We start from the raw sequence: 20,693 nt of genomic DNA, 5'->3' as shown, positions 1-20,693 counted from the left end.
TTTCCCCGCAATGACACGGAGCCTGCCATGCCCTCTGTCACCGCCGCCTTTGCAATTGCCATGACCCGCGCTGCCGGGCTCTCCCTGTCACCGGATGGCAAGGTTCTGTCCGGGACGCATGTGATCCATCAATTGACCCCGAAACCCGATGGCCAGTTCGGCGATCAGGGTTTTTTCGACCTCATTTCCCGGATCGAGGCGCTTCACCCCGACCGGAATGGCCTGATTTCGGCCTATGCCGAGGCTATCCGGCTGGACGATCTGGGGGTCTTGGGGCTTGCGATGAAAACTGCGCCTACGCTGCGCGCCTCGATGATCAGGATGGTGCGGTATTTCCGCCTGCTGACCGATACAGCGATCTACCGTCTGGATGAGACAGGCCCCGTGCCCGCCCTTGTCATTCAGGGATGCACCGAAAGTCATCCGGCACTGACCCTGCGCAACGAATGTGCTTTTGCCGGCTTCCTGCGAAATGCACGCGGCTTTGTCCGTGATCCGCTGGTGCCTGCCGGCGTCACCTTCCGACATGCGCCCACCGGCGACCCCAAGGATTATTCACAGCTTTTCGGCTGTCCGGTATCCTTCGGTGCGGAGCGGGATGCGATCCTCTTTCCACCCGAGGCGCTGGATCTGCCCAACCGGTTGGGCGATGTGGCGGTATCCGATTTTCTGACCGGTCATCTGGAACAACAGCTTGAACCGCTGGTCCGGCAAAGCTCGTTGCGTGCCGAAGTGGCCCAACGCCTGCGGGATACGCTTAGCAGCGGCACACCACAGGCCGCCGCCCTTGCCCGCGACATGGGGTTGAGCGAACGCACGTTCTTTCGGCGGCTGGCGGAGGAAGGCACCACCTATCGCGATGTCCTGCGCGACGTGCAAATCCGCATGGCGCAGGAACTTCTGGACTCCAGCGGTTGCAGCCTTGCGGAAATCGCCTTTCTGACCGGTTTCGCCGAGCAAAGCACTTTTGGCCGGGCGTTCAAGCGCTCCGTGGGTCAGGCTCCCGCGCAGTACCGCGCCCGCAAGACCGGCACCACGACCGGCCTTGCCCTTGTGGCAGGCCCTGCCCAAAGGCTGGCAGGCCGGGCCGATACGGCAGGGGCGGCCACAGCCTAAGTTGGGGGCACGACAACGCAACCGCCCCCTGAGAGACCCAACATGACCCAGCCCTTCGAACACCCCCGCCCTGCCCTGATGCGCCTTGATCCGCTTCGGTTGCGGCCCGCCCCGCCGCACCGATCTGCCCGCCGTCTTGTGAATTGGGACCGCGACGCGCAGGAAATGGCCTCGCTGCTGATTTCCGCGATCATCGGAGCCGTGGTGACCGGCGGGATCGCCTCGCTTTTGATGCTGTCCGGGCCGGCCTTGGCCAACCTGTCACAAGAGCCACAGGGCGATCAGTTTGTGCCCTTCACCGGCTTGCAGATCCCGGCGCTGCCGCCGGTCTGTACCTGCATCCTTCCTGATGTGGCCGACTGACACCTGACCGCCTCAAAAGGCGATCCTCCTCACCCCTCCCCGACCCCGTGGCGCCAACCCTGCGCCGCGACCGGTCATGCTGTGCCCGCCATTCAGGCGGACGCCGTGGCGGGAGCCCGTTTCAACCACCCCGACCCCTAAAGGAGAAAGACCATGAAACATGATGACCACGCATCCTGCGGATGCAATATCACGCCCGAACACGTGGATCTGGCGCGCCGCCGTTTGCTGGCAGGCGCCGCGGCCACCGGTGCCGCAGCCATCGCCGGGACAGCCGCCCAGGCCGCCACGCCCGAGGCGCGCGCACTCTATGCTGATCCGGCTGACCCTGGCCTGCCACAGGTCGACATGACCATTGTTCCGGGCCGCACGGCGCTGGTGGTGACCGATCCCCAGATCGACTTCCTTTCCGAAGATGGCGTCACATGGGGTGTTGTCGGCGAAAGCGTTACCGAACAGGGCACCGTCGACAATATCGAACGTCTTTTTGCCGCGGCGAAGGCCGCCGGTATGCCGGTCTTTATCTCGCCGCACTACTATTTTCCTCATGACCACAAGTGGCAGTTCGAAGGCACGCTGGAAAAAACCATGCACGCCATCGGCATGTTCGACCGCCCCGGTCCGCTGGACCTGACGGATTTCGACGGTTCCGGCGCAGACTGGATGCCGCAATACAAGAAGTACATCGAGGACGGCGAAACGGTCATCTGTTCACCGCACAAGGTTTACAGCCCGGCCCAGAACGATCTGAACCTTCAACTGCGCAAGCGCGGAATCGACAAGGTCATCCTTGCGGGCATGTCCGCCAATCTCTGCACCCAGGCGCATCTCTACGAGCTGCTGGAACTGGGGTACGAGGTGGCCGTTGTCCGCGATGCCACCGCCGGGGCAAAGGTGCCCGAAGGCGACGGCTATCTTGCCGCGATCATCAACTTCCGGATGGTCGCCAACGGTGTCTGGTGGACGGATGACGCCGTCTCCCGGATCGCGAAGGGCGCATGAACGCCCCGCACCCAGAACTACCCCTCCCCCAATCCTTTCAACCTGACAAAGGACCAAGACACATGACCAAAATTACTCTTGCCGCCGCGCTCTCGGCGACGCTCATCGCGCTGTCCCCGGCTGCTTTCGCCGCCGATGAATACAACGTGAACAACGGGTTGACCCTGACTGGTCATCCGCTGGGCCTGCATGGGTTTGATCCGGTTTCGATGTTCAAATCGGACGCCCCCCGGATCGGCGATGCCGAGTTCACCTCGGAACATGACGGGGTCGATTACTACTTTGCCAGCACCCAGACCAAGGCAGCCTTTGACGCGGATCCGGCAGCGATGCTGCCGCAGTTTGGCGGCTTTTGTGCCTTCGGCGTCTACGCGGGCAAGAAACTGGACGGAGACGTGCGTTATGCCGACATCGTTGACGGCAAGCTGTATCTCTTCGTGAACAAGGCGATCTTTGACAAGTACCTCGAAGACCGCGAGACCATCATTTCCGGTGCCTTCGCCAAGTGGCCCGAGATCATGGCCACACCGGTGGGCGATCTCTGATCCGCCGCACGTGATCCAAGCCGGGCGGCGTTTGTATTGCGTGGCCCGGCCCGTTGCCCCGAATGCAATGCGGAATGGTGCGAATACACCAACGCGGTCCATCCAGACCGCGTTGGACATTGCGGGATTCGGCGTCTGGTCAGCCGATCATGTGAATGTCGTGCAGCGACAGTTCGTAGAACGGATGAACATCCACATTGGCAAAGCGCCCGTTGGAATGATTGTAGACCGACCGCCAATAGGGTTGGATCATGACGCCTTCGTCCTGCATGATCTGTTGTACTTTGACCATGATCTCGCGGCGCGCGTCCGCGTCGGCCACGCCCAGAGCCTGATCCAGCAGGCTGTCGAATTCGGCATTGGCAAAACCGGATTCATTCCACGGCACCCCCGACTTATAGGCCAGTGCCAGCACCTGCACGCCAAGCGGCCGCGGGCCCCATTCGGTGGCCGACCACGGGTATTCCGTCCAACCGTTCCAGAATGTCGCGCCGGGCAGGATGTTTCGTTCGACATTGATACCGGCGTCGCGCAGCTGTGCGGCCACGGCGTTGCAGGTATTGGCCTGCCATTCAGTGTCGATGGATTGCAACTCGAACACGGTGTCGGCCAGACCAGCGTCCTGCAAGGCGGCCAGCGCGGCCTCGGGGTCATGCGGCAGCGGGGGCAGTTCCGCGTATTCGGGATGGATCGGGCAGACGTGGTGGTTTTCTGCCGGGATACCCATTCCGCCGATGGCGATGTCCATCACGGTTGCATTGTTGACGGCAAGTTGCAGCGCCTTGCGCACCTCGCGTTTGTCGTAGGGCGCAAAGTTCTGGTTGAAACGCACCGCCAGCGTATTGGCGGTCACGACCTCTGTCCGGCTCCAGCCGATGGCGTCGAAGGTTTCGACAAAATCGCCATCGGTGCGATAGGTCAGGTCGATCTCATCGCCGTCGGCGGCCGCAAGGATCGAGGATTGGTCTGTCCCAAGGTCGATAAACTCGATCCGGTCGAGATAGCCACCTTCGCGCCAATAGTCGTGGTCCGGGTTACGCACCAGAATCTGTTGAACGCCGATCTCGCTGACTTCGGGCAGATAGGCTCCGGTGCCGATCGGATTGTCCATCGGATTGCCGCCGTCATAGCTGGGGTGAACCACCGCGGCCGGATAGTCCGACAGCGCCGCCATGACCGAAATGTCGGGCCGCAAAAGGCTGAGCACCAGCGTGTGATCGTCAACCACCTCGACCGCGCCGCTGGCCAGTGTCTTGGTTTCGGGATCCATCATGGCCGCGACGCGCGTCGCCATGGAGTTCCCTTCGACCGTGCCATCGGCCCAACGTTCAAAGTTGAAGGCGACGTCAGCGGCGGTGAAAGGATCGCCGTTGTTCCACGTCACTCCCTGACGCAGGTTCAGTGTGTACTGCGTGGCATCGTCGTTGACGGTCCAGCTTTCGCAGAGCGATCCGGTGACGCTGCCATCCCGGTTGAAGGTGGTCAGGTAGTCCAGCCATCCGCGACAGAAATTGGCCAGTTCGGTCCAGTCCCACAGGCGCGGATCCTTCAAAGCCTTGGTTTCCATGTTGATCCGCAGCGTTCCACCCTTGACGGCTTGCGCCCGTGCGGCAGTTGGCGCGGCCACGCCGATCAACCCGTAGGCCGCAGCAGAGGTGACGCCCAGCATAGTGGCCCGGCTGATGAATTCGCGTCGGCTGAGCTGTCCGGCCCGATATTCTTGGGCGTACATCTCGACAGCAGGATGGGTCTTTCGGATCATGGCTTTCTCCCTTTTGGTACTGGCCCTTGGCCCTTGGTTTTCGTTGTAGTCACAGATTTGGCCGGGGTGTGCCCGCCCTGAACCAAGGCCCGCGCAGGGCCTCAAAGCTCTGGGCCGCACGGAACAACAGGTCTTCCTCCGTTGGGCGGGCCACCATCTGAAGCCCAAGCGGCACCCCCCCTGTCAGCCCGGACGGAACCGAAAGGACGGGATAGACGGACAGCATGTTGAAAGGGACGGTCAGGACCCAGCCGATCATCGGATCGACCGCGATACCCGAAATTTCGATCCGGTCACGGCTTTGGTCGTGCTCCGCGGCCACGGGCGGACAGGCCAGCGTCGGGCATACGAACAAATCATGTGTCGCCATGATCCGGCCAAAGGTTTCGCCCATCTCGCCTGCCTTGGTCAGCGCCGCAAGTTCGGCCCCCGGTGGCAGCGCCCGGGCATCCTCTGCAAAGGCTCGTGCGTAGCTGGTCAGCCGGTCATGGCGATCACCTGCCGCCGTGTCGATCCAGTTTCCAAAGACCCCGCGAAGATGGCCCAGTGCAGCCTCTACCACATCAGGGCCCCAGCCCGGATCCACTTCTGTCAGCGCTGCCCCCAAGTCCGCTAGGAGATCCAGACTGGCACGAAAGTTCGCGCGCACTGCATCATCGACGGCAAATCCGCCAAGGTTCTCGGACCAGGCAATCCGCAGCCTCTGACCGTCCAGCGGCGCGCCCGGCGTCAGCGGGTGCGCCATGCCCGGCAGGCTAAGCGGGTCGCGGTCATGCGGGCCACTCAGGATGTTTTGCAGCAGCGCAACATCGGCCACGCTGCGCGCCATTGGACCGGTGTGACAGTAGGGATCAAAATTGAATGGCGGATCCTGCGGCACGCGCCCCCGGGGCGGTTTGTAGCCCACGACACCACAACAGGCGGCGGGAATGCGGATCGAACCGGCAATGTCGGACCCGACGGCAAGCGTGGCGCTGCCCACTGCCAGCGCCGCTGCTGCCCCGCCAGAGGACCCGCCGGGCGTGCGCGTGGTGTCCCACGGGTTCCGCGTTACGCCCCATTTCCGCGACCAGGTCACAGAGGCGCAAGAATATTCGGGGGTTGCGCTGCGGGCGTGGGGAATACCACCGGCGGCAAGGACGCGCGAATTTGCGATCGAAGTGCCCTGGGCCGGCGCATCCCCGGACAGGAGCGACCCCGCCGCGCTAGGCTGTCCGGCAAGATCGGTCGAATCCTTGATCGCCACGCAGAGGCCGTCCAAGGCCCGCGGGGCCGCCGCCCGGCCAAGATAGCGGGCCTCGGCCTCTTGCGCGGCAGCCAGCGCCGCCTCGGGATAGCGCAGCGGCAAGGCATTGATGGCCGGTTCGGTGGCCTCTGCGCGGGCAAGAACCGCCTTGGTCAATTCGACGGGTGAAAGCGAGCGGTCACGGAACCGCGCCAAAGCCTCGACGGCAGAGATCTCGGCAAGGTCAGACAGCGACATCAGCCGTCATCCGGCTTTCGGCCACCGACAGGATGGCATCCCGCATCACGTCCATGATCTGGTCCATTTCTTCAGCTGTGGTGATGTAGGGCGGCGCGATGGCCAAGACATCGCCAATCACGCGAAAGAACACGCCCCGCCGTTCGGCCTCGGCCCCCACGGTTTTACCCGGCGAGTCGCCCAACCCCGCACCCGGTTCGAATTCGACCGCCGCCAGCAAACCCGTGCATCTTGTGTCGCGGACGCCCGGCAGTTGCGCGATCCCCTGCAAGCGGTTGGCCACCTGTGCGCCCAGCCGCTGTACATGTCGGGGTAGGTCCATCTCTTCGTAGATGTCGAGACACTCCAGAGCGACCGCCGCACCAACTGGATGGCCCCCATAGGTCACCCCATGTCCAAATGTGCCGAACCCGTGTGCCTGTTCGGCGACGCGGCGCTGTACCTCATCGGTCATTGCCACGGCAGACATGGGAAAGACGCTGGCGGTCAGTTGTTTCGCCATTGTCATGAGGTCCGGCCTGATACCCCATGTCTCACACCCAAACCATTCACCCGTGCGACCGAACCCGGTGATGATCTCATCCGCGATCAGCAGGATGTCGTGCCGGACAAGCACGTTCTGGATCTCATCCCAATAGCCTTGGGGCGGAAGGATCACCCCGCCCGCGCCCATGGCGGGTTCGCCGATGAACGCGGCGATGGTTCCCGGATCGGCGTCGCGGATCAGCGCATCCAGTTCCCTGGCGCGGCGTTTGGAAAAGGCAATTTCGCTTTCACCGGGCTCGGCATCGTGGATGAAATGCGGCCGCCCGGTGCGCAGCACATCCCCAAGCGGCAGGCCAAACCCGTCGTGGCAATACCCAAGCCCCGTCAGCGCGGCGCTGACCTGACCGGAACCATGATAGGCGCCCTCGCGCGCGATGAAACGTGACTTGCCGGGCTTGCCACGGGCCGACTGATAGAACCGGGCAATCTTGGCCGCGCTTTCCACGGCCTCGGAACCGGAGGTGCCAAAGAACACATGGCTGAGCTCCCCCGGAAGCCGAGCCGCCAGCCGGGCTGCCAGCGTTTCGGTGATCTGCGGGGTCCGGCCCATGAAGCTGTGGTAGTAGGCCAACTGGCCCATTTGCCGTTCCATGACCTCGTTCAGCCGGTCAGGGCTAAAACCCAGCGAAGCGCACCACAGCGCCGCAACCGCGTCGATGAAGACCGCGCCCTCGCTGTCGGTGACGCGGATCCCTTCGCCGGATACGATACGCCGCGGCGGCTCTTGCTGGGCGGTGATCGGATCGGTGAAGGGGTAAAGCTGTGCCATGGTGACCTCCGTCGTTCAGGTCAGCAATTCACATTGCAAAATCTCCGTCAAATTCGTAATTTTCCGCATTAGCATTCCTTTTGGTTATCCAATGCAGCGACTGCCCAATCTAAACGCCTTGCGCGTTCTGGCCGAAGTGGCCGAAAGCGGCAGTTTCACAACCGCCGCCGAACGTTTGGGCGTCACGCAATCGGCGGTCAGCAAGCAAATCGCGGCTTTGGAGGCGGAACTGGGCCAGCCGCTGTTCCTACGACATCATCGGCGGGTCGAGATCACGGCCTTTGGTTCAGAGGTGGCCAATGTTGCCCGGGCCGCATTTGACCGGATGGCGGATGGTCTGGTCGCCGTATCGCGGGACCGTCCGCGGCAGATCCGGCTGGTCGGTGATGCGGATTTCCTGCTTTTGTGGCTCAATCCAAGGCTCGCCCGGTTTGAAAGCGCGCATCCCGACATACGGTTGAACCTTGTGGCGCAGGTGGGAATGAATCTGCCGCAGGACGGGGATTATGACATCGCCCTGATCTGGGGCGAAGGACTTTGGCCGGGGTGCCGGTTCGAGCCGATTCTGCGCAACCATGTCTTTCCCGTGGCCGCGCCCGATTACGCGGAACGCACCGGGCGGCAAGACATGCCGGACCTGTCCGATCTGCGGGAAAGCGAACTGATCCACGATCAGACCCGTTTTTGGTGGTCGGCGGTGATGCGGTCTGTCGGCGGGCAGGCCCCCGGTGCGGACGCCGGTCGGCTTTACAATCTCAGCGCCCTGTGTCTGGAAGCGGCTGCTTGCAGCGACGGCGTGACCATCGGAGACGAAGTTTCCACACGGGGCTACCTGGAAAGCGGGCGTCTGTGTTGCCCCTGGCCCGTGCGCCTGCCCTCACATCACGCCTATTACCTCGTCCGGCCGTCCGACACCCGGGACAGCGATGAGGTCACGGCCTTTCGCCATTGGTTGTTGCAAGAGGCACGAGATCACGGCGACTGGTTCACCAACTACTGGGCAAAGGCAGAGCGGACCGGATCGTGACAGCCAGTTCCGACGGCGGCCCGCTCAATCCACCTGTTTCAAAAGCCATTCGCCGCGTTCGATCTGAACCCGTGCAATGTCAAGTTTTCGCGACAGGCGCGCCTTGGCAGAGCCGGAGTCCGCAGCGGCCAGTTCCCGCTCCAGTTCCTCGGATTTCTTGCGGAGCTTGTGCAGGATCTTTTCGACATGGCCCGACTTTATCTTGCGTGCCTTGCCCTTTTGCAGCCGCGCCTTGTAGGCGGCCATTTTCTCGGCGAGTCGCTTTAGTCCCATGGCCATCTCCCGTGCAAACGGCGGCGGGACAAGTGTTGTGATTTTCTATGACGGTTTCGTGACAGCTCCGGGTTCCGAACCGTCGCCGGGCGCGTCTGTCGCAGGGGGGGCTGTGTCCAGTTCGTCCTCGTCGATAGAGAGGATCCTTTCGACCTCGGCCAGCGCGCCTTCGGTTTCCAGATGCAGGCTGCGGGCTGCGGCCAGCAAGTCACGCATGGCGCTGTAGGCATAGGCAGAATCGTTCAGGAACGATGTCGCTGCCGTTGGGCTGAGTTCGCCACTGCCGATCATCCGGTCGACCCGTTCGGTCATGTTGCGCGCCGCGTCCTCGATCTGGGCGCGCTCCTGATCCAGCCAGAGCGCGCTGCGGTCTTCGGGGGCGGCCTGTTGCAAGGCCCTGATCTCGACGGTGATGCGGGCGATCTCGGCCCGCAGACCATCGTATAGCTGTGTCACCGCTCCTTGTGACCGGGTTGTGTAGCGTTGCACGTTCTTGCGCAGGTGTTTGATAGATTTGACCGCCCGGACGATATCGCTGGCCACGTCACGCAGCGCATAGATCCGTTCGGCGCTTTCGTGGGTCAGCCGTTTGTCCCCTGCCCGGGTCGTGTATTCGACAATGGCGGCATACAGCGTCTTGATCCGGGTTTCGTACCGGGCGTCGATGTCCAGTTCGATCGGAGCGCGGCTGTTTCGGACGACTCCGCCAATCTCTTCGCCGGAAAACACGTCGTCGCGATGCAGGTTCAACCCATGCAGGATCAGTTCGGCCGCGTTTTCATAAAGATGCAGAACCTCCTTGCGCAAGGCAACCTCCAACGTCTGAGGAAAGCTGTCCACAGCCTTTGTCAGGAACTGCGGGCGGCTGATGTCAGGCATCGGTTCGGGGATGCGCTCTTCGAGAAAGCGGATCAGGCGGTTTAGCATCGGCAGCATCAGCAGGACGCCCAGCAGGTTGAAGACACTGTGAAACACGGCCAGTTTCATGGCATAGTCACCATCGGCGACGCCCACCATCTGGCTGATCCAGTCGACCATGTCCCGCAGTGGCGCAATAAAAAGCAGCGCCACGCCCGCGGTCAGCAGGTTGAAAACCAAATGCGCCAGCGCAAGCCGTCTGCCCTGAAAATTTGCCCCAAGCGATCCGATGATTGCGGTGATCGTGGTGCCAATATTGGCCCCGATGGCCAAGGCCAGCCCGTTGTCATAGCTGATCTGTCCTGCTGCAAGCGCGGTCAGCAGCAGAACCATCGTGGCGTGACTGGATTGCATGACCACGGTCGCAAAGGTCCCGATCAGCGAATAAACGACAAGACCCAACAGGCCGCCCAGTGCAAACCGGGTCAGATCGATCTGGTCCTTGAAGGCGTCAAAACCCACTTTCATGTGGTGAATGCCGAGAAACAGAAACCCCAGCCCGGCCAGCGCATAGCCCGCCCCCCGCAAGGCCTTGGATTTCTGGAACACAAGAAGGATGCTCAACGCGATCATCGGCATGGCATAGGCGGCGATGTTCACCTTCAACCCAAGGCCCGCAACCAGCCAGGCGCCCGTGGTTGTGCCGATATTGGCGCCAAAAATGATCCCGACGCCCCCGATCAGCGAAACCAGCCCCGCGCTGAGAAAAGAAATCGTGATGACCGAGACCAGCGAACTGGATTGCAGCAGCGAAGTCGAGATTACGCCAAAAGAAATCGCCCGCGCTGTCGATCGTGTCGCGCGTTCCAGCAGTCGCTCCAGCGCACCGCCGCCAAAAAGCTTGAACCCCTCTTCCAGCATCAACATGCCAAAGAGAAAGATCGCGACTCCGGCGGCGATTTCCTGCACATCGGGACTGAGCCAGAAAACCACCAGCAGCGCCCCGATGGCGAATGGCAGATAGAAACGTGTCATCGGGTTCCTTGTGCCCGTTCTTGCTGTTTGCCGTCCGTGCCCTGGCGTCGGCCAAATGGCCGTCTGTCAGGCAAAAGGCCGGACACCCAGCAAACATCAAAATCCGTATGAGAGGCAACCGTTGCGGCGCTTCTGCGATCCTGTCGAATATGCTAGGCCCGGAGCAAGAACAGCAGGAGGACAGCCCAGTGGCGTTTGAACGGTTCGGATGGCTGATCGGCCTGTTGGCGGTGATCTGGGGGGTCGAAGCGGTCAACCTCGTAACGGGGTACAGGTTGAACGATTGGTTCGGTTTGCAGCCCAGAACCCTTTCCGGACTGGACGGGGTCGCATTGATGCCGCTCCTGCATGGCTCTGTGGCCCATGCCGCCGCAAACACCGTTCCACTGGCGGTCCTTGGGGGGATCTTGGTTCTGACGGCGCGGCAGGTGGCGATCATGGCAACGCTGGTGATCGTCTTTGTCGGCGGTCTTGCCGTCTGGCTGCTGGGCAATCCGGCGATCCATGTCGGTGCCTCGGGTCTGATCTTTGGTTGGTTCGGCTTTCTTCTGGCGCGCGGTGTGGTTGAACGGCGTCCGGGGCCGCTTGCCGTGGCCGTGGGTGTGGCCGTCGTCTATGGAACGATGATCTGGGGAGTGCTGCCCGGCCAGCCGGGCGTCAGTTGGGAATCCCACCTTTTCGGTGCGGGCGCGGGCGTGCTGGCGGCAAGCCTGTTGCGTGGTGCGGCATAGGTGGGAAGGTCTGAAAACCTTACTTTCACAGCTTGTTACCGGGCGTTATTGATCCGTCCCGAACCGTCTGGACACCAAAGCTTTGGGCGGTCTAGGCTCCCGCCAATTCCCTTTGACCCAATTTGAAAGGCCCTTTGCCATGCGCTGTCATGAAGTGGACTATGAGATTTTCGGCGATGACATGCAGATCGTCGAGGTAGAGCTTGACCCTGCCGAAGTGGTGATCGCCGAAGCCGGTGCCATGAACTATATGGACGATGGCATCGGTTTCGAAACGCGGCTGGGCGACGGCGCCCGCCCGTCAGGCGGGATCATGGATTCGCTGCTGAACGTTGGCAAACGTGTGCTGACCGGTGAATCGATCTTCATGACCCATTTCACCAACAACGGTCAGGGCAAAAAGCGCGTGGCCTTTGCCGCGCCTTACCCGGGCAAGATCATCCCCGTCGACATGGCGGAAATGGGCGGTGAGTTGATCTGCCAGAAAGATGCCTTTCTCTGTGCTGCTTTTGGCACGACCACTGACATTGCCTTTCAACGTAAACTGGGGGCCGGGTTCTTTGGGGGCGAGGGCTTTATCCTGCAACGCCTGAACGGCGACGGCATGGCATTCATCCATGTGGGCGGCACGGTAATCCGGCGTGAATTGCAGGCCGGAGAGGTCCTGCGCGTCGACACGGGCTGTCTTGCGGCCATGACCAGCGGCGTCCAATACGACATCGAACGCGCCGGGAACCTCAAGTCGATGGTCTTTGGCGGTGAAGGCATCTTTCTCGCGACTCTGCGTGGCCCCGGCACTGTCTTTTTGCAAAGCCTGCCCTTCTCGCGCCTTGCGGACCGTGTGCTGCGCGCTGCCGGTCCGGGCGGCAGCAAGGGAGAAGGTTCGGTTCTGGGTGGGCTGGGCGACATGTTCGGCGACCGGTAATCCAACCTTGTGGGGCGGGGTCCAGCCACCCTGCCCCCAATTCGACGCGGCGATCTGTCAGATCGTGACGTGATCCTTGACGCAGGATTGGAAGTAATCCGAAAACGTCGCCACATGCAGCGGCAGCCGGTCGTAGGGTGGATAGTACAGCGTCAGCCAGATTTCCGGCGTCGACCAATCTGGCAACACCTCGACCAAACGCCCATCCGCCAGCGCCTCGCGGATAATGAAGCCCGGCAACAGCGCAACGCCCTCACCGTTCAGTGCCAGCTTGGCCAGCAGATCGCCGTTGTTCGAGTTCAACGCACCTTCGACCCGCAGGCTGCGCCTCGCGGGCCCTTTGGACAGCTCCCAGACCTCGGGCCGCAGGCTGTTGCAATACCCCAGTTTCGCAAGGCCCCCCAGATCCTCAGGGGTTTCCGGAGTACCGGATTTTTCAAGAAAGGCCGGTGAGGCCACAAGAACACGCGGGATCGGCAGGATCTTGCGCCAAATCGTCGATTTATCTGTCGGAGGGCCAGAGATCCGGATTGCCAGATCATATTCACCCTCGTTGATGTCGACGAAAGTGTCGGTCAGGTTCACGCCCACCCGGATATTCGGGTGCAGTTGCGAAAAGCGCGACAGAACCTCCGGCAGGACCTTTTCCCCGAAGGACATCGGCGCACTCAATCGCAACCGGCCAGAGGCAACGCCCTGCGCATCCCGCGTGTCCCGTGTTGCGGCGGTCAGTTCCTCCGCCAATGGCGCGACACGGGCCGCAAAGACCGCGCCGGCGGAGGTCAGCGAAACCTGCCGCGTGGTGCGGATCAGCAATTGCACCCCCAGCCGTTCCTCCAGCGCGGCCACTGTCCGCGTAACAGAGGCCGGGGTCATGCCCAGCTGACGCGCCGCAGCGGCAAACCCCTGCTGCTCGGCCACCGCCAGAAAAACCTTGATCTGTTCCAGTTCACCCATGCGGCGACCATTACACTCGGCGCAATAGTGAATGCAAGATTATGAACATTCTGCGCAACAGAACCCTGCGCTATATCTCCTCTCAACAAGCGAACAAGACGCACGGAGATGAAAATGATCAACAAGATCAGAGGATTGCACCACGTCACCTCGATGGCGGCGGATGCGCGGGAAAACAACAGGTTCTTCACCAAGCTGCTTGGCCTGCGTCGTGTGAAGAAAACCGTCAACTTCGACGCCCCAGATGTGTACCATCTGTATTACGGTGACGAGACCGGCTCTGCCGGGACCATCATGACCTACTTTCCCTTTCCGCACATCGTGAAAGGAAAGCCCGGCACAGGTGCGGTTTCGGAAACCGCCTTTGCGGTCCCTGAAGGTGCGCTGCCCTACTGGCAGGATCGCCTGACCAAGGCCCAGGTGCGCGGCGTTCAGGCCGAAAAGCGTTTTGGCCAGAACCGGTTGCGGTTCCACGGACCGGATGGTGACGGCTTTGCCCTTGTGGAGGTGTCCGGCGATACGCGTGCCCCCTATGACGGGTCCGATGTTCCAACGGATGTTGCCATTCGCGGCTTTTTTGGCGTCACCATGCGCCTGCATGAAAAGAAAGCCACCGCAGACTTGTTGCGGTTCATGGGGTACGACCTTGGCGAAAGCTCGGGCACCCTGACCCGCTTTGTCATGAAAAACGGCAACGGCGCGGATGTGGTCGACCTCGAAGTGCCGCTGGACGCGGTACGGGCGCGCGAAGGTGCCGGTTCGGTTCATCACGTGGCCTTTGCCGTCGAAGACCGCGCCGCACAGCTTGAGGTGCGCGAGGCGCTGGTGAAGGCGGGGTATCACATCACGCCGGTGATCGACCGGGATTACTTTTGGGCGATCTATTTCCGCACCCCAGGCGGCGTTCTTTTCGAGGTTGCCACCAATGAACCCGGTTTCGCCCGCGACGAAGACCCCGCCCATCTGGGTGAGGCGTTGAAGATCCCGACACAGCACGCCCGCCTGCGCCCGCAGATCGAACAGATCCTGCCGGCCCTGACGGACTGATCCACTGGCTCTGCGCCGCCGGTTCCCTGTCTGGCGGCGCCTCAACCGGGAAAGACCAATGTCACTTGATGCTTATGTGCATATCTCCCACGCTCCGGCGTCGGGACAACCGCTGATCTTTGCCTTTCACGGCACGGGCGGCGACGAAACGCAACTGGCCGCGCTGGTCCGCAAACTGGCACCGCGTGCGGGCGTCGTATCGCCTCGGGGCGATGTCTACGAAGGTGGTGCCAAGCGGTTCTTTCGCCGGACCGGCGAAGGTGTCTATGACATGGACGACCTCGCCACGCGGACGGACAAGATGGCGGGGTTTGTCGCGGCGCACAAGGCGCGCCACCCACAGGTGCCTGTCCTCGGTGTCGGCTATTCAAACGGGGCCAATATCCTTGCCTCGGTGGTCTTGCAGCAGGCGGGGCTGTTCGACGGCGTGGCGTTGATGCATCCGCTGATCCCGTGGAGCCCTGCTGCGAACCCTGGCCTTGCGGGCAAGGATGTTCTGATCACCGCCGGGAAACGCGACCCGATCTGCCCCTTCCCGATGACACAGGACCTGGCCGCGTATTTTACCGATCAGGGGGCACAGGTCGATCTTGTGACCCACCCCGGCGGACATGAAATCCGCCCCGAGGAATTCACCGCGCTGGCCGGCTTTCTGAACCGCAACGCCGCTGCTTCGGCGCGCTGACCCCGAATTTCGCCTCCGGTCCAATAGATCTCTGACCGGTCGCGGGATGTTTCACCCTCCCTCCCAACTCAACCTTCTCTGCAACCAAGGAAATGCCATGAAACTCAAGACAATCGGCGCGACTCTTGTCGCCTTTGCCCTGTCCTTCACCGCCGCACAGGCCGCTGATCCAGCCGAAAGCCTGCTGACGCCGGACAACCACACCTTGTTGCTGATCGACCATCAGCCGCAGATGGCCTTTGCCACCAAGTCAATCGACGTGGCCGAACTGCGCAACAACACCGTTGGCCTTGCCAAAAGCGCCAAGCTGTTCAACGTGCCGACCATCCTGACCACGGTCGCAGCCGAAAGCTTTTCCGGCTACATCTTCCCCGAGATTCAGGCCGTCTTTCCCGATCAGGTGCCGATAGACCGCACCACGATGAACACATGGGAAGATGACAACGTCGTCAATGTCATCAAGGAAAACGGCCGCAAAAAGGTGGTCATGGCCGGTCTGTGGACCGAGGTCTGTGTAGTCCTGCCCGCGCTTTCGGCCATCGAACAGGGCTATGACGTCTATATCGTGACCGATGCCTCGGGCGGTGTGACTGACGAGGCGCATGACATGGCTGTTCAGCGCATGATCGACGCCGGTGCCACCCCGATCACCTGGGTCCAGTACCTTCTTGAGCTTCAGCGCGACTGGGCGCGTGGCGAAACCTATGCCGGCACCATGGCCATCGCCAAGGAACATGCGGGCGGCTACGGCCTGGGCGTGATCTATGCCGAGCAGATGTTTGGTGCCAAGGAAGGCAAGTAACCCATTCGGACGCCGGGCAGAACAATTGCCCGGCGTCTTTTTTCAGGAGATCCCAAGATGATCCGCACGATCCTTCTTCATGTTCTGGCTGCCCTGACGCTATTGACCATCGGGTTTGCGGCTCCGGTGCCTGCACTGGCGCAAGACACCGCGCGTGGACAGCAGGTGTATCAGGAATATTGCGCCGCGTGTCACGCCCCGGAAAACATCATGGTGTCCTCGCCGAAACTGAACAATACAGCCCAGTGGAGCCTTCGTCTGGAACCGGGGTTGGACCATGTAATCGGGCGCGCCATGACCGGTTTTGGTGCCATGCCGGCCAAGGGGCTGTGCGAGGACTGTTCGGTCGACGACATCGAAGCGGCCATTCGGTATATGGCGGCACCTGCCCTCGAAACTTCGGACAATTAGAACTGAATATCCCGGGGCCTGCCGGCAAAAGCTGTTGAATGGCGGAGCGTCAAGCTTCGCCTTTATAGTTTGAAAGCAAAATACTACGAACCTTTCTTCATCTATTCTTCGCACGCGATTTGCCTTTGGCGCAACCGTAGTCCAGCCCATTGAGCGGGCTTGCATGCAGAAGTTGTTGACCGATTTCGATTCTCAAATAACGATAAGAGTGTCCGAATCGTGAGACTCCGCCGTGCAAGAACGCCTCATCCAAATCCTCGAAGCCATCGCCGCCGCCGGAAAGCCGGTCAGCGTGAATGACCTGTCCGGGATGACCAATGTTCCGAGGGCAAGCATCTATCGAAACATCGCGTCTTTGGTGGACTGCGGCTTTGTCGAGGAAAGTGCCGAAGGCGGGCGCTATGTGCTGGGAATGCGGTTCATCCGTATCGCCCTGACCGGCAAATCCGACGCCCATGTGGTCAACGCGGTGTCCAGTATCCTCGCCAAGCTGGTGTCGGACCTGTCGGAAACCGCCTTTTTGGCGCGCTATCGCGGTGGCCGGGTCGATCTGATCCATGTGGAAATTCCCAGTGATCCGGCGGTGTCGTACATCTATCCGGGCCTGGGCCCCCGCCCGGTGCACGCCTGTTCCTCGGCCAAGGCGATTGCCGCCTTCATCGCGCCCGAGATCCGCTCGGAATTGATGGATGCGAACCCGTTTCGTTTTACCGAACGTACCATCGTCAAACCCGAGTTGATCGCCCGTGAACTGGATCAGGTCCGCAGGCAGGGTTTTGCCATCTGCGATGCGGAAATCGACGAAGGCGTCAGCAGCATCGCGGTCCCTATCATCGTCGACCGGCTGGGGGCCATTTTCAGCATCGGGGTTGTCGGCCCCTCGCACCGCATCAAGGCGGTGATTCAGAACCGGATCCTGCCTGTCCTGCGGGAGGAGGCCGTCAGGGCAGCAGCAGCGATCCAGCATTGTTCGGTCGTCGAGGCCGAGTCCACCAATAACGAGGCATTGGCCTCGGCAAGGGAGGTGCCGAGACGACCTCATTGAAATGATTATTCGTTTTGAACAGGGAGGAGAAACATGTTCAGAAGAAATTTCCTGATGGCGGCAACCTCGGCCATCGCGGTGGCAAGCGCCTTTGGCGCGGCACGGGCGGATGAGACTTGCCAGTCGCCCTACATGCCCAAGATCACCGGGCACGAGGAATTCGTCTATGTCTGGACGCTGGGCGTCGAGGGCATGGGAGACGAACAGGACAAGCTGGTGACGATCGACCTGCGGCCCGGATCGCCGACGCGCGGACAGGTGATCGCAAGCCTGTCGGTCGGGGGCCGGAACGAGGCGCATCACGGCGGGTTTTCGTCGGATCGCCGCTATTACTGGGCCGGTGGGTTGGACACCAATCGCATCTTCATTTTCGACGTCCATAGCGACCCGGCCAAGCCGACCCTGCACAAGACCATCGAAACCTTTGTCAGCGACAGCGGTGGCTTTGTCGGGCCGCATACCTTCTTTGCGGTGCCGGGACGCATGCTGATCACGGCCCTGTCGAACGATCAGGACCATGGCGGTCGCACGGCTCTTGTCGAATACAATGACGACGGGGAATACATCGCCACCTACCCGATCCCGACGGAATCCGACCTGCAAGGCGCGGTCAAGGTCGACGGCGCGGTGGCGGATGGCTTTGGCTATGATGTGCGCGCCCTGATCCGCAAGAATGTCATGCTGACCTCGTCCTTTACGGGCTGGTCGAATTACATGATGGATTTTGGCCAGATGCTACAGGATGCCGAGGCGATGAAGCGTTTCGGCAATACCATCGTGCAATGGGATCTGCATACACGCCAGCCCAAGAAGGTTTTCAACGTGCCGGGTGCGCCGCTTGAGATCCGCTTTGCCTGGGGGGCGAATGCAAACTACGCCTTCAGCACGACGGCGCTGACCTCAAAGCTTTGGCTGATCTACGAGGACGAAGACGGTGAATGGCAGGCCAAGGATGTGGGAGATATCGGCAACCCGGCCGATATTCCGCTGCCCGTGGACATCTCGATCACCGCAGACGATCAGCACCTGTGGGTGAACACCTTCATGGACGGCAAGACCCGGCTCTTTGACGTGTCCGATCCGCACAATCCGAAACAGATTTACGAAAAGGTCATTGGCGCGCAGGTCAACATGGTCAGCCAAAGCTGGGACGGCAAACGGGTCTATTTCACCTCGTCGCTGTTGGCCAACTGGGACAAGAAAGGCGCGGCGGACGAACAGTATCTCAAGGCCTACACGTGGGATGGTTCGGAACTGGTCGAGGATTTCTCGATCGACTTCTACAAGCTGAACCTTGGCCGCGCGCATATCATGCGCTTTGGCTCGTCCAAGCTTTATACCTCGTAAACCCCTCGTCCGGCGGCGTGCATTGTGCGCCGCCGGTTTCCTGTATCAAGGGGCCTGTTCCATGCGCACTCCGCTACTTATCCTGTCTTTCCTGTTGCTGAGCGTTTCGGCCCTTGCGGCCTGGGTCGTGCAGCCGTTCAAACCTGAGCCGGAACCAGCGGCGCTAGCCGCATTGTTTCCCGTGGGGCCAGAATTCGATTTCGACCCGCCCGCACCGGGCAGCTATCCGCTGCATGCGATCAAGACCGCGCCTGACGGTACGGTGCTGGATGTCCATGGGCAGGAACGTCAGCTGTCCAAGATCCTTGATGGCAAGATCACCCTTGTCAGTTTCGTCTATCTTATGTGCGGCGACACGGACGGCTGTCCGTTGGCCATGTCGACCCTGTTCGAAATCCACGACGCCAGCATCGCCGCCCCGATCCTGAACGAAAACGTGCAGTTGCTGACCATCAGCTTTGATCCCGAACGCGACACCGTCGCGGCCATCGACTCCTTTGCCTATCCGATCACCCACGCCGACTCCGCCGACCGAAAAATACCCTGGGAGGTGCTGACAACCAGTGGGCAAACCGCGTTGCAGCCGATCATTGACGGGTTTGGTCAGGTGGTAGACAGGTCGGACGATCAGGAGACCCTGAACCATCTGCTGCGCATGTATCTGGTCGACCGCAATGGCGTGATCCGCAACGTTTATGGTCTGGGCCTGATCGATCCCCGGCTTTTGATGACGGATGTGGAAACCCTGCTGATGGAGGAAGGCCGGTTATGACGATCCTTTCTCCTGCGCTGCGCCGGCTCACCCTTGGTTTGCTGCTGTGCCTTGGCGGTCCCGCCTTTTCGGCCCCGGCCGAATGTCCGCCACGCGAAGATTGGGCGGACAAGGCGCTGGACCGGATCCTGACGCCACCGGCCGGCCTGCCGACCCTGCGCTTTCCCGAGGACAACCCTCCGACCCGTGCCAAGATCGAACTTGGCCGCAAACTGTTCTTTGACCGACGCCTTTCCATCAATGGCACGATTTCCTGTGCCATGTGCCACGTTCCGGAACAGGCTTTTACCAACGTGGAACTCAAGACCGCGGTCGGTGTCGAGGGGCGCAGCAGCAAGCGCTCGGCACCGACGCTTCTAAACGTCGGATACCTTGATCTTCTGTTTCAGGATGGCCGCGACATCGCTTTGGAAACACAGTTTATCGGCCCCATTGTGGCGATCAACGAAATGGCGAACCCATCGGCGGGCCATGTTGTGGCGAAGCTGCGCGCGCTGCCTGATTATCCGCCGTTGTTTCAGGCGGCCTTTGGCGCCCCCGCCTCTCTGGACCGGATCGGCGCGGCCTTGGCCACGTACCAACGCAGCCTTGTGGCCGGGCGCAGTGCCTTTGATCTCTGGCAAGATGGCTCGGACCCCGACGCCATGCCCGAAGCGGCCCGCCGCGGTTTCGCGTTGTTTGCCGGCAAGGCTGGATGCGCGGAATGTCATACGGTCGACAACGGGCTTTTCACCGATCAGCAGTTCCACGACACCGGGTATGGCCGCATGCGTGAAGATCAGCGTCAGTCCTCGCCCCTGACCCTGCCGATCGAGGTTGCACCCGGGGTGGTGCATCAGGTGGATTTTGCGCTTGTCAAATCGGTCAGCGCGCCGCGTGAGGCCGATCTGGGCCGCTACGAAGTGACCGAAGATCCCGCCGACCGCTGGGCTTTTCGCACCCCCGGTTTGCGCAATGTCGCCATGACGCCGCCCTACATGCATGACGGCTATTTCGGTACGCTGCGCGAGGTCTTGACCTTTTACAACCAAGGGGGCGTCCGGCACCCGGAGCAGGATCCGCGCATCCGCCCCCTTGGCCTGACAGAGACAGAGATTGACGATATCGAGGCTTTTCTTGGCAGCCTCACCTCGCCCGACCTGCCTTGTCTTGCAGCCGAGGCACGGGTTGCCCCGCCGGACAATTTCTAGCC

General features: G+C 61.5%; 21 protein-coding genes. 15 read left to right on the top strand and 6 right to left on the bottom strand.

Features of this window, described 5'->3' with window-relative positions; genetic code table 11:
- Positions 1-27 precede the first annotated feature (27 nt).
- The 4 genes from KJP30_RS03350 to KJP30_RS03335 all read left to right on the top strand — a co-directional run bounded on the left by KJP30_RS03350 (position 28) and on the right by KJP30_RS03335 (position 3,026).
- Positions 28-1,116 carry an AraC family transcriptional regulator gene (locus tag KJP30_RS03350; protein WP_218447582.1) on the top strand — a complete coding sequence of 363 codons (1,089 nt, stop codon included), beginning with the start codon at positions 28-30 and terminating at the stop codon, positions 1,114-1,116.
- 42 nt (positions 1,117-1,158) lie between these two features.
- Positions 1,159-1,479 carry a hypothetical protein gene (locus KJP30_RS03345; protein ID WP_218447581.1) on the top strand — a complete coding sequence of 107 codons (321 nt, stop codon included), beginning with the start codon at positions 1,159-1,161 and terminating at the stop codon, positions 1,477-1,479.
- A 153-nt stretch (positions 1,480-1,632) separates the two neighbouring features.
- The gene (locus KJP30_RS03340) at positions 1,633-2,481 is read left to right on the top strand and encodes a cysteine hydrolase family protein (protein WP_218447580.1); all 849 of its coding nucleotides are present in this window, start codon (positions 1,633-1,635) and stop codon (positions 2,479-2,481) included.
- Positions 2,482-2,543: 62 nt separating this feature from the next.
- A complete protein-coding gene (locus tag KJP30_RS03335; protein WP_218447579.1) occupies positions 2,544-3,026 on the top strand; it encodes a YHS domain-containing (seleno)protein in 483 nt (160 codons plus the stop codon).
- Positions 3,027-3,165: 139 nt separating this feature from the next.
- Here the strand turns inward: KJP30_RS03335 and KJP30_RS03330 are convergent, their stop codons facing one another.
- The 3 genes from KJP30_RS03330 to KJP30_RS03320 are packed head-to-tail and all read right to left on the bottom strand — an operon-like array spanning position 3,166 to position 7,586.
- Entirely contained in the window at positions 3,166-4,788 is a 1,623-nt protein-coding gene (locus KJP30_RS03330) for an ABC transporter substrate-binding protein (RefSeq protein ID WP_224874269.1), read from the bottom strand.
- A gap of 49 nt (positions 4,789-4,837) precedes the next feature.
- The gene (locus KJP30_RS03325; protein WP_218447578.1) at positions 4,838-6,271 is read right to left on the bottom strand and encodes an amidase; all 1,434 of its coding nucleotides are present in this window, start codon (positions 6,269-6,271) and stop codon (positions 4,838-4,840) included.
- Positions 6,258-7,586 carry an aminotransferase class III-fold pyridoxal phosphate-dependent enzyme gene (locus KJP30_RS03320; RefSeq protein WP_218447577.1) on the bottom strand — a complete coding sequence of 443 codons (1,329 nt, stop codon included), beginning with the start codon at positions 7,584-7,586 and terminating at the stop codon, positions 6,258-6,260. The genes KJP30_RS03325 and KJP30_RS03320 overlap by 14 nt, the downstream gene beginning before the upstream one ends.
- A 91-nt stretch (positions 7,587-7,677) precedes the next feature.
- Between KJP30_RS03320 and KJP30_RS03315 the strand changes: the two genes are divergently transcribed.
- A complete protein-coding gene (locus tag KJP30_RS03315; RefSeq protein ID WP_218447576.1) occupies positions 7,678-8,613 on the top strand; it encodes a LysR substrate-binding domain-containing protein in 936 nt (311 codons plus the stop codon).
- A gap of 24 nt (positions 8,614-8,637) precedes the next feature.
- On the opposite strand, the gene KJP30_RS03310 is transcribed toward KJP30_RS03315, so the two are convergent.
- Together KJP30_RS03310 and KJP30_RS03305 are read right to left on the bottom strand one after the other, a co-directional pair.
- On the bottom strand, positions 8,638-8,886 hold the full coding sequence (locus KJP30_RS03310; protein ID WP_218447575.1) for a hypothetical protein: 249 nt from the start codon (positions 8,884-8,886) through the stop codon (positions 8,638-8,640).
- Positions 8,887-8,931: 45 nt separating this feature from the next.
- Complete coding sequence (locus tag KJP30_RS03305; protein WP_218447574.1) at positions 8,932-10,779, bottom strand: Na/Pi cotransporter family protein; 1,848 nt, start codon at positions 10,777-10,779, stop codon at positions 8,932-8,934.
- Positions 10,780-10,967: 188 nt separating this feature from the next.
- Here KJP30_RS03305 and KJP30_RS03300 point away from each other — a divergent pair, with 188 nt between their 5' ends.
- Positions 10,968-11,510, top strand: coding sequence for a rhomboid family intramembrane serine protease (locus tag KJP30_RS03300; protein WP_343222734.1), 543 nt, complete (start codon positions 10,968-10,970; stop codon positions 11,508-11,510).
- A gap of 139 nt (positions 11,511-11,649) precedes the next feature.
- Positions 11,650-12,435, top strand: coding sequence for a TIGR00266 family protein (locus tag KJP30_RS03295; protein WP_218447573.1), 786 nt, complete (start codon positions 11,650-11,652; stop codon positions 12,433-12,435).
- A gap of 57 nt (positions 12,436-12,492) precedes the next feature.
- On the opposite strand, the gene KJP30_RS03290 is transcribed toward KJP30_RS03295, so the two are convergent.
- The gene (locus tag KJP30_RS03290) at positions 12,493-13,392 is read right to left on the bottom strand and encodes a LysR family transcriptional regulator (RefSeq protein ID WP_218447572.1); all 900 of its coding nucleotides are present in this window, start codon (positions 13,390-13,392) and stop codon (positions 12,493-12,495) included.
- A 114-nt stretch (positions 13,393-13,506) separates the two neighbouring features.
- Between KJP30_RS03290 and KJP30_RS03285 the strand changes: the two genes are divergently transcribed.
- The 8 genes from KJP30_RS03285 to KJP30_RS03250 all read left to right on the top strand — a co-directional run bounded on the left by KJP30_RS03285 (position 13,507) and on the right by KJP30_RS03250 (position 20,691).
- On the top strand, positions 13,507-14,439 hold the full coding sequence (locus tag KJP30_RS03285; RefSeq protein WP_218447571.1) for a VOC family protein: 933 nt from the start codon (positions 13,507-13,509) through the stop codon (positions 14,437-14,439).
- 58 nt (positions 14,440-14,497) lie between these two features.
- Positions 14,498-15,124, top strand: coding sequence for an alpha/beta hydrolase (locus tag KJP30_RS03280; protein ID WP_218447570.1), 627 nt, complete (start codon positions 14,498-14,500; stop codon positions 15,122-15,124).
- Positions 15,125-15,221: 97 nt separating this feature from the next.
- A complete protein-coding gene (locus KJP30_RS03275) occupies positions 15,222-15,926 on the top strand; it encodes a hydrolase (protein WP_218447569.1) in 705 nt (234 codons plus the stop codon).
- 57 nt (positions 15,927-15,983) lie between these two features.
- A complete protein-coding gene (locus KJP30_RS03270; RefSeq protein WP_218447568.1) occupies positions 15,984-16,337 on the top strand; it encodes a c-type cytochrome in 354 nt (117 codons plus the stop codon).
- Positions 16,338-16,569: 232 nt separating this feature from the next.
- The gene (locus tag KJP30_RS03265) at positions 16,570-17,382 is read left to right on the top strand and encodes an IclR family transcriptional regulator (protein WP_218447567.1); all 813 of its coding nucleotides are present in this window, start codon (positions 16,570-16,572) and stop codon (positions 17,380-17,382) included.
- A gap of 33 nt (positions 17,383-17,415) precedes the next feature.
- Complete coding sequence (gene mtoX, locus KJP30_RS03260) at positions 17,416-18,729, top strand: methanethiol oxidase (protein WP_425515694.1); 1,314 nt, start codon at positions 17,416-17,418, stop codon at positions 18,727-18,729.
- Positions 18,730-18,790: 61 nt separating this feature from the next.
- Positions 18,791-19,501, top strand: coding sequence for an SCO family protein (locus KJP30_RS03255; protein ID WP_218447566.1), 711 nt, complete (start codon positions 18,791-18,793; stop codon positions 19,499-19,501).
- On the top strand, positions 19,498-20,691 hold the full coding sequence (locus KJP30_RS03250) for a cytochrome-c peroxidase (protein WP_218447565.1): 1,194 nt from the start codon (positions 19,498-19,500) through the stop codon (positions 20,689-20,691). The genes KJP30_RS03255 and KJP30_RS03250 overlap by 4 nt, the downstream gene beginning before the upstream one ends.
- Positions 20,692-20,693: the final 2 nt, after the last annotated feature.

Source organism: Antarctobacter sediminis (assembly GCF_019218285.1).
Classification (GTDB): domain Bacteria; phylum Pseudomonadota; class Alphaproteobacteria; order Rhodobacterales; family Rhodobacteraceae; genus Antarctobacter; species Antarctobacter sediminis.
Note: the sequence above shows the minus strand (reverse complement) of the source record. Positions and strands in the feature narration are given on the sequence as shown.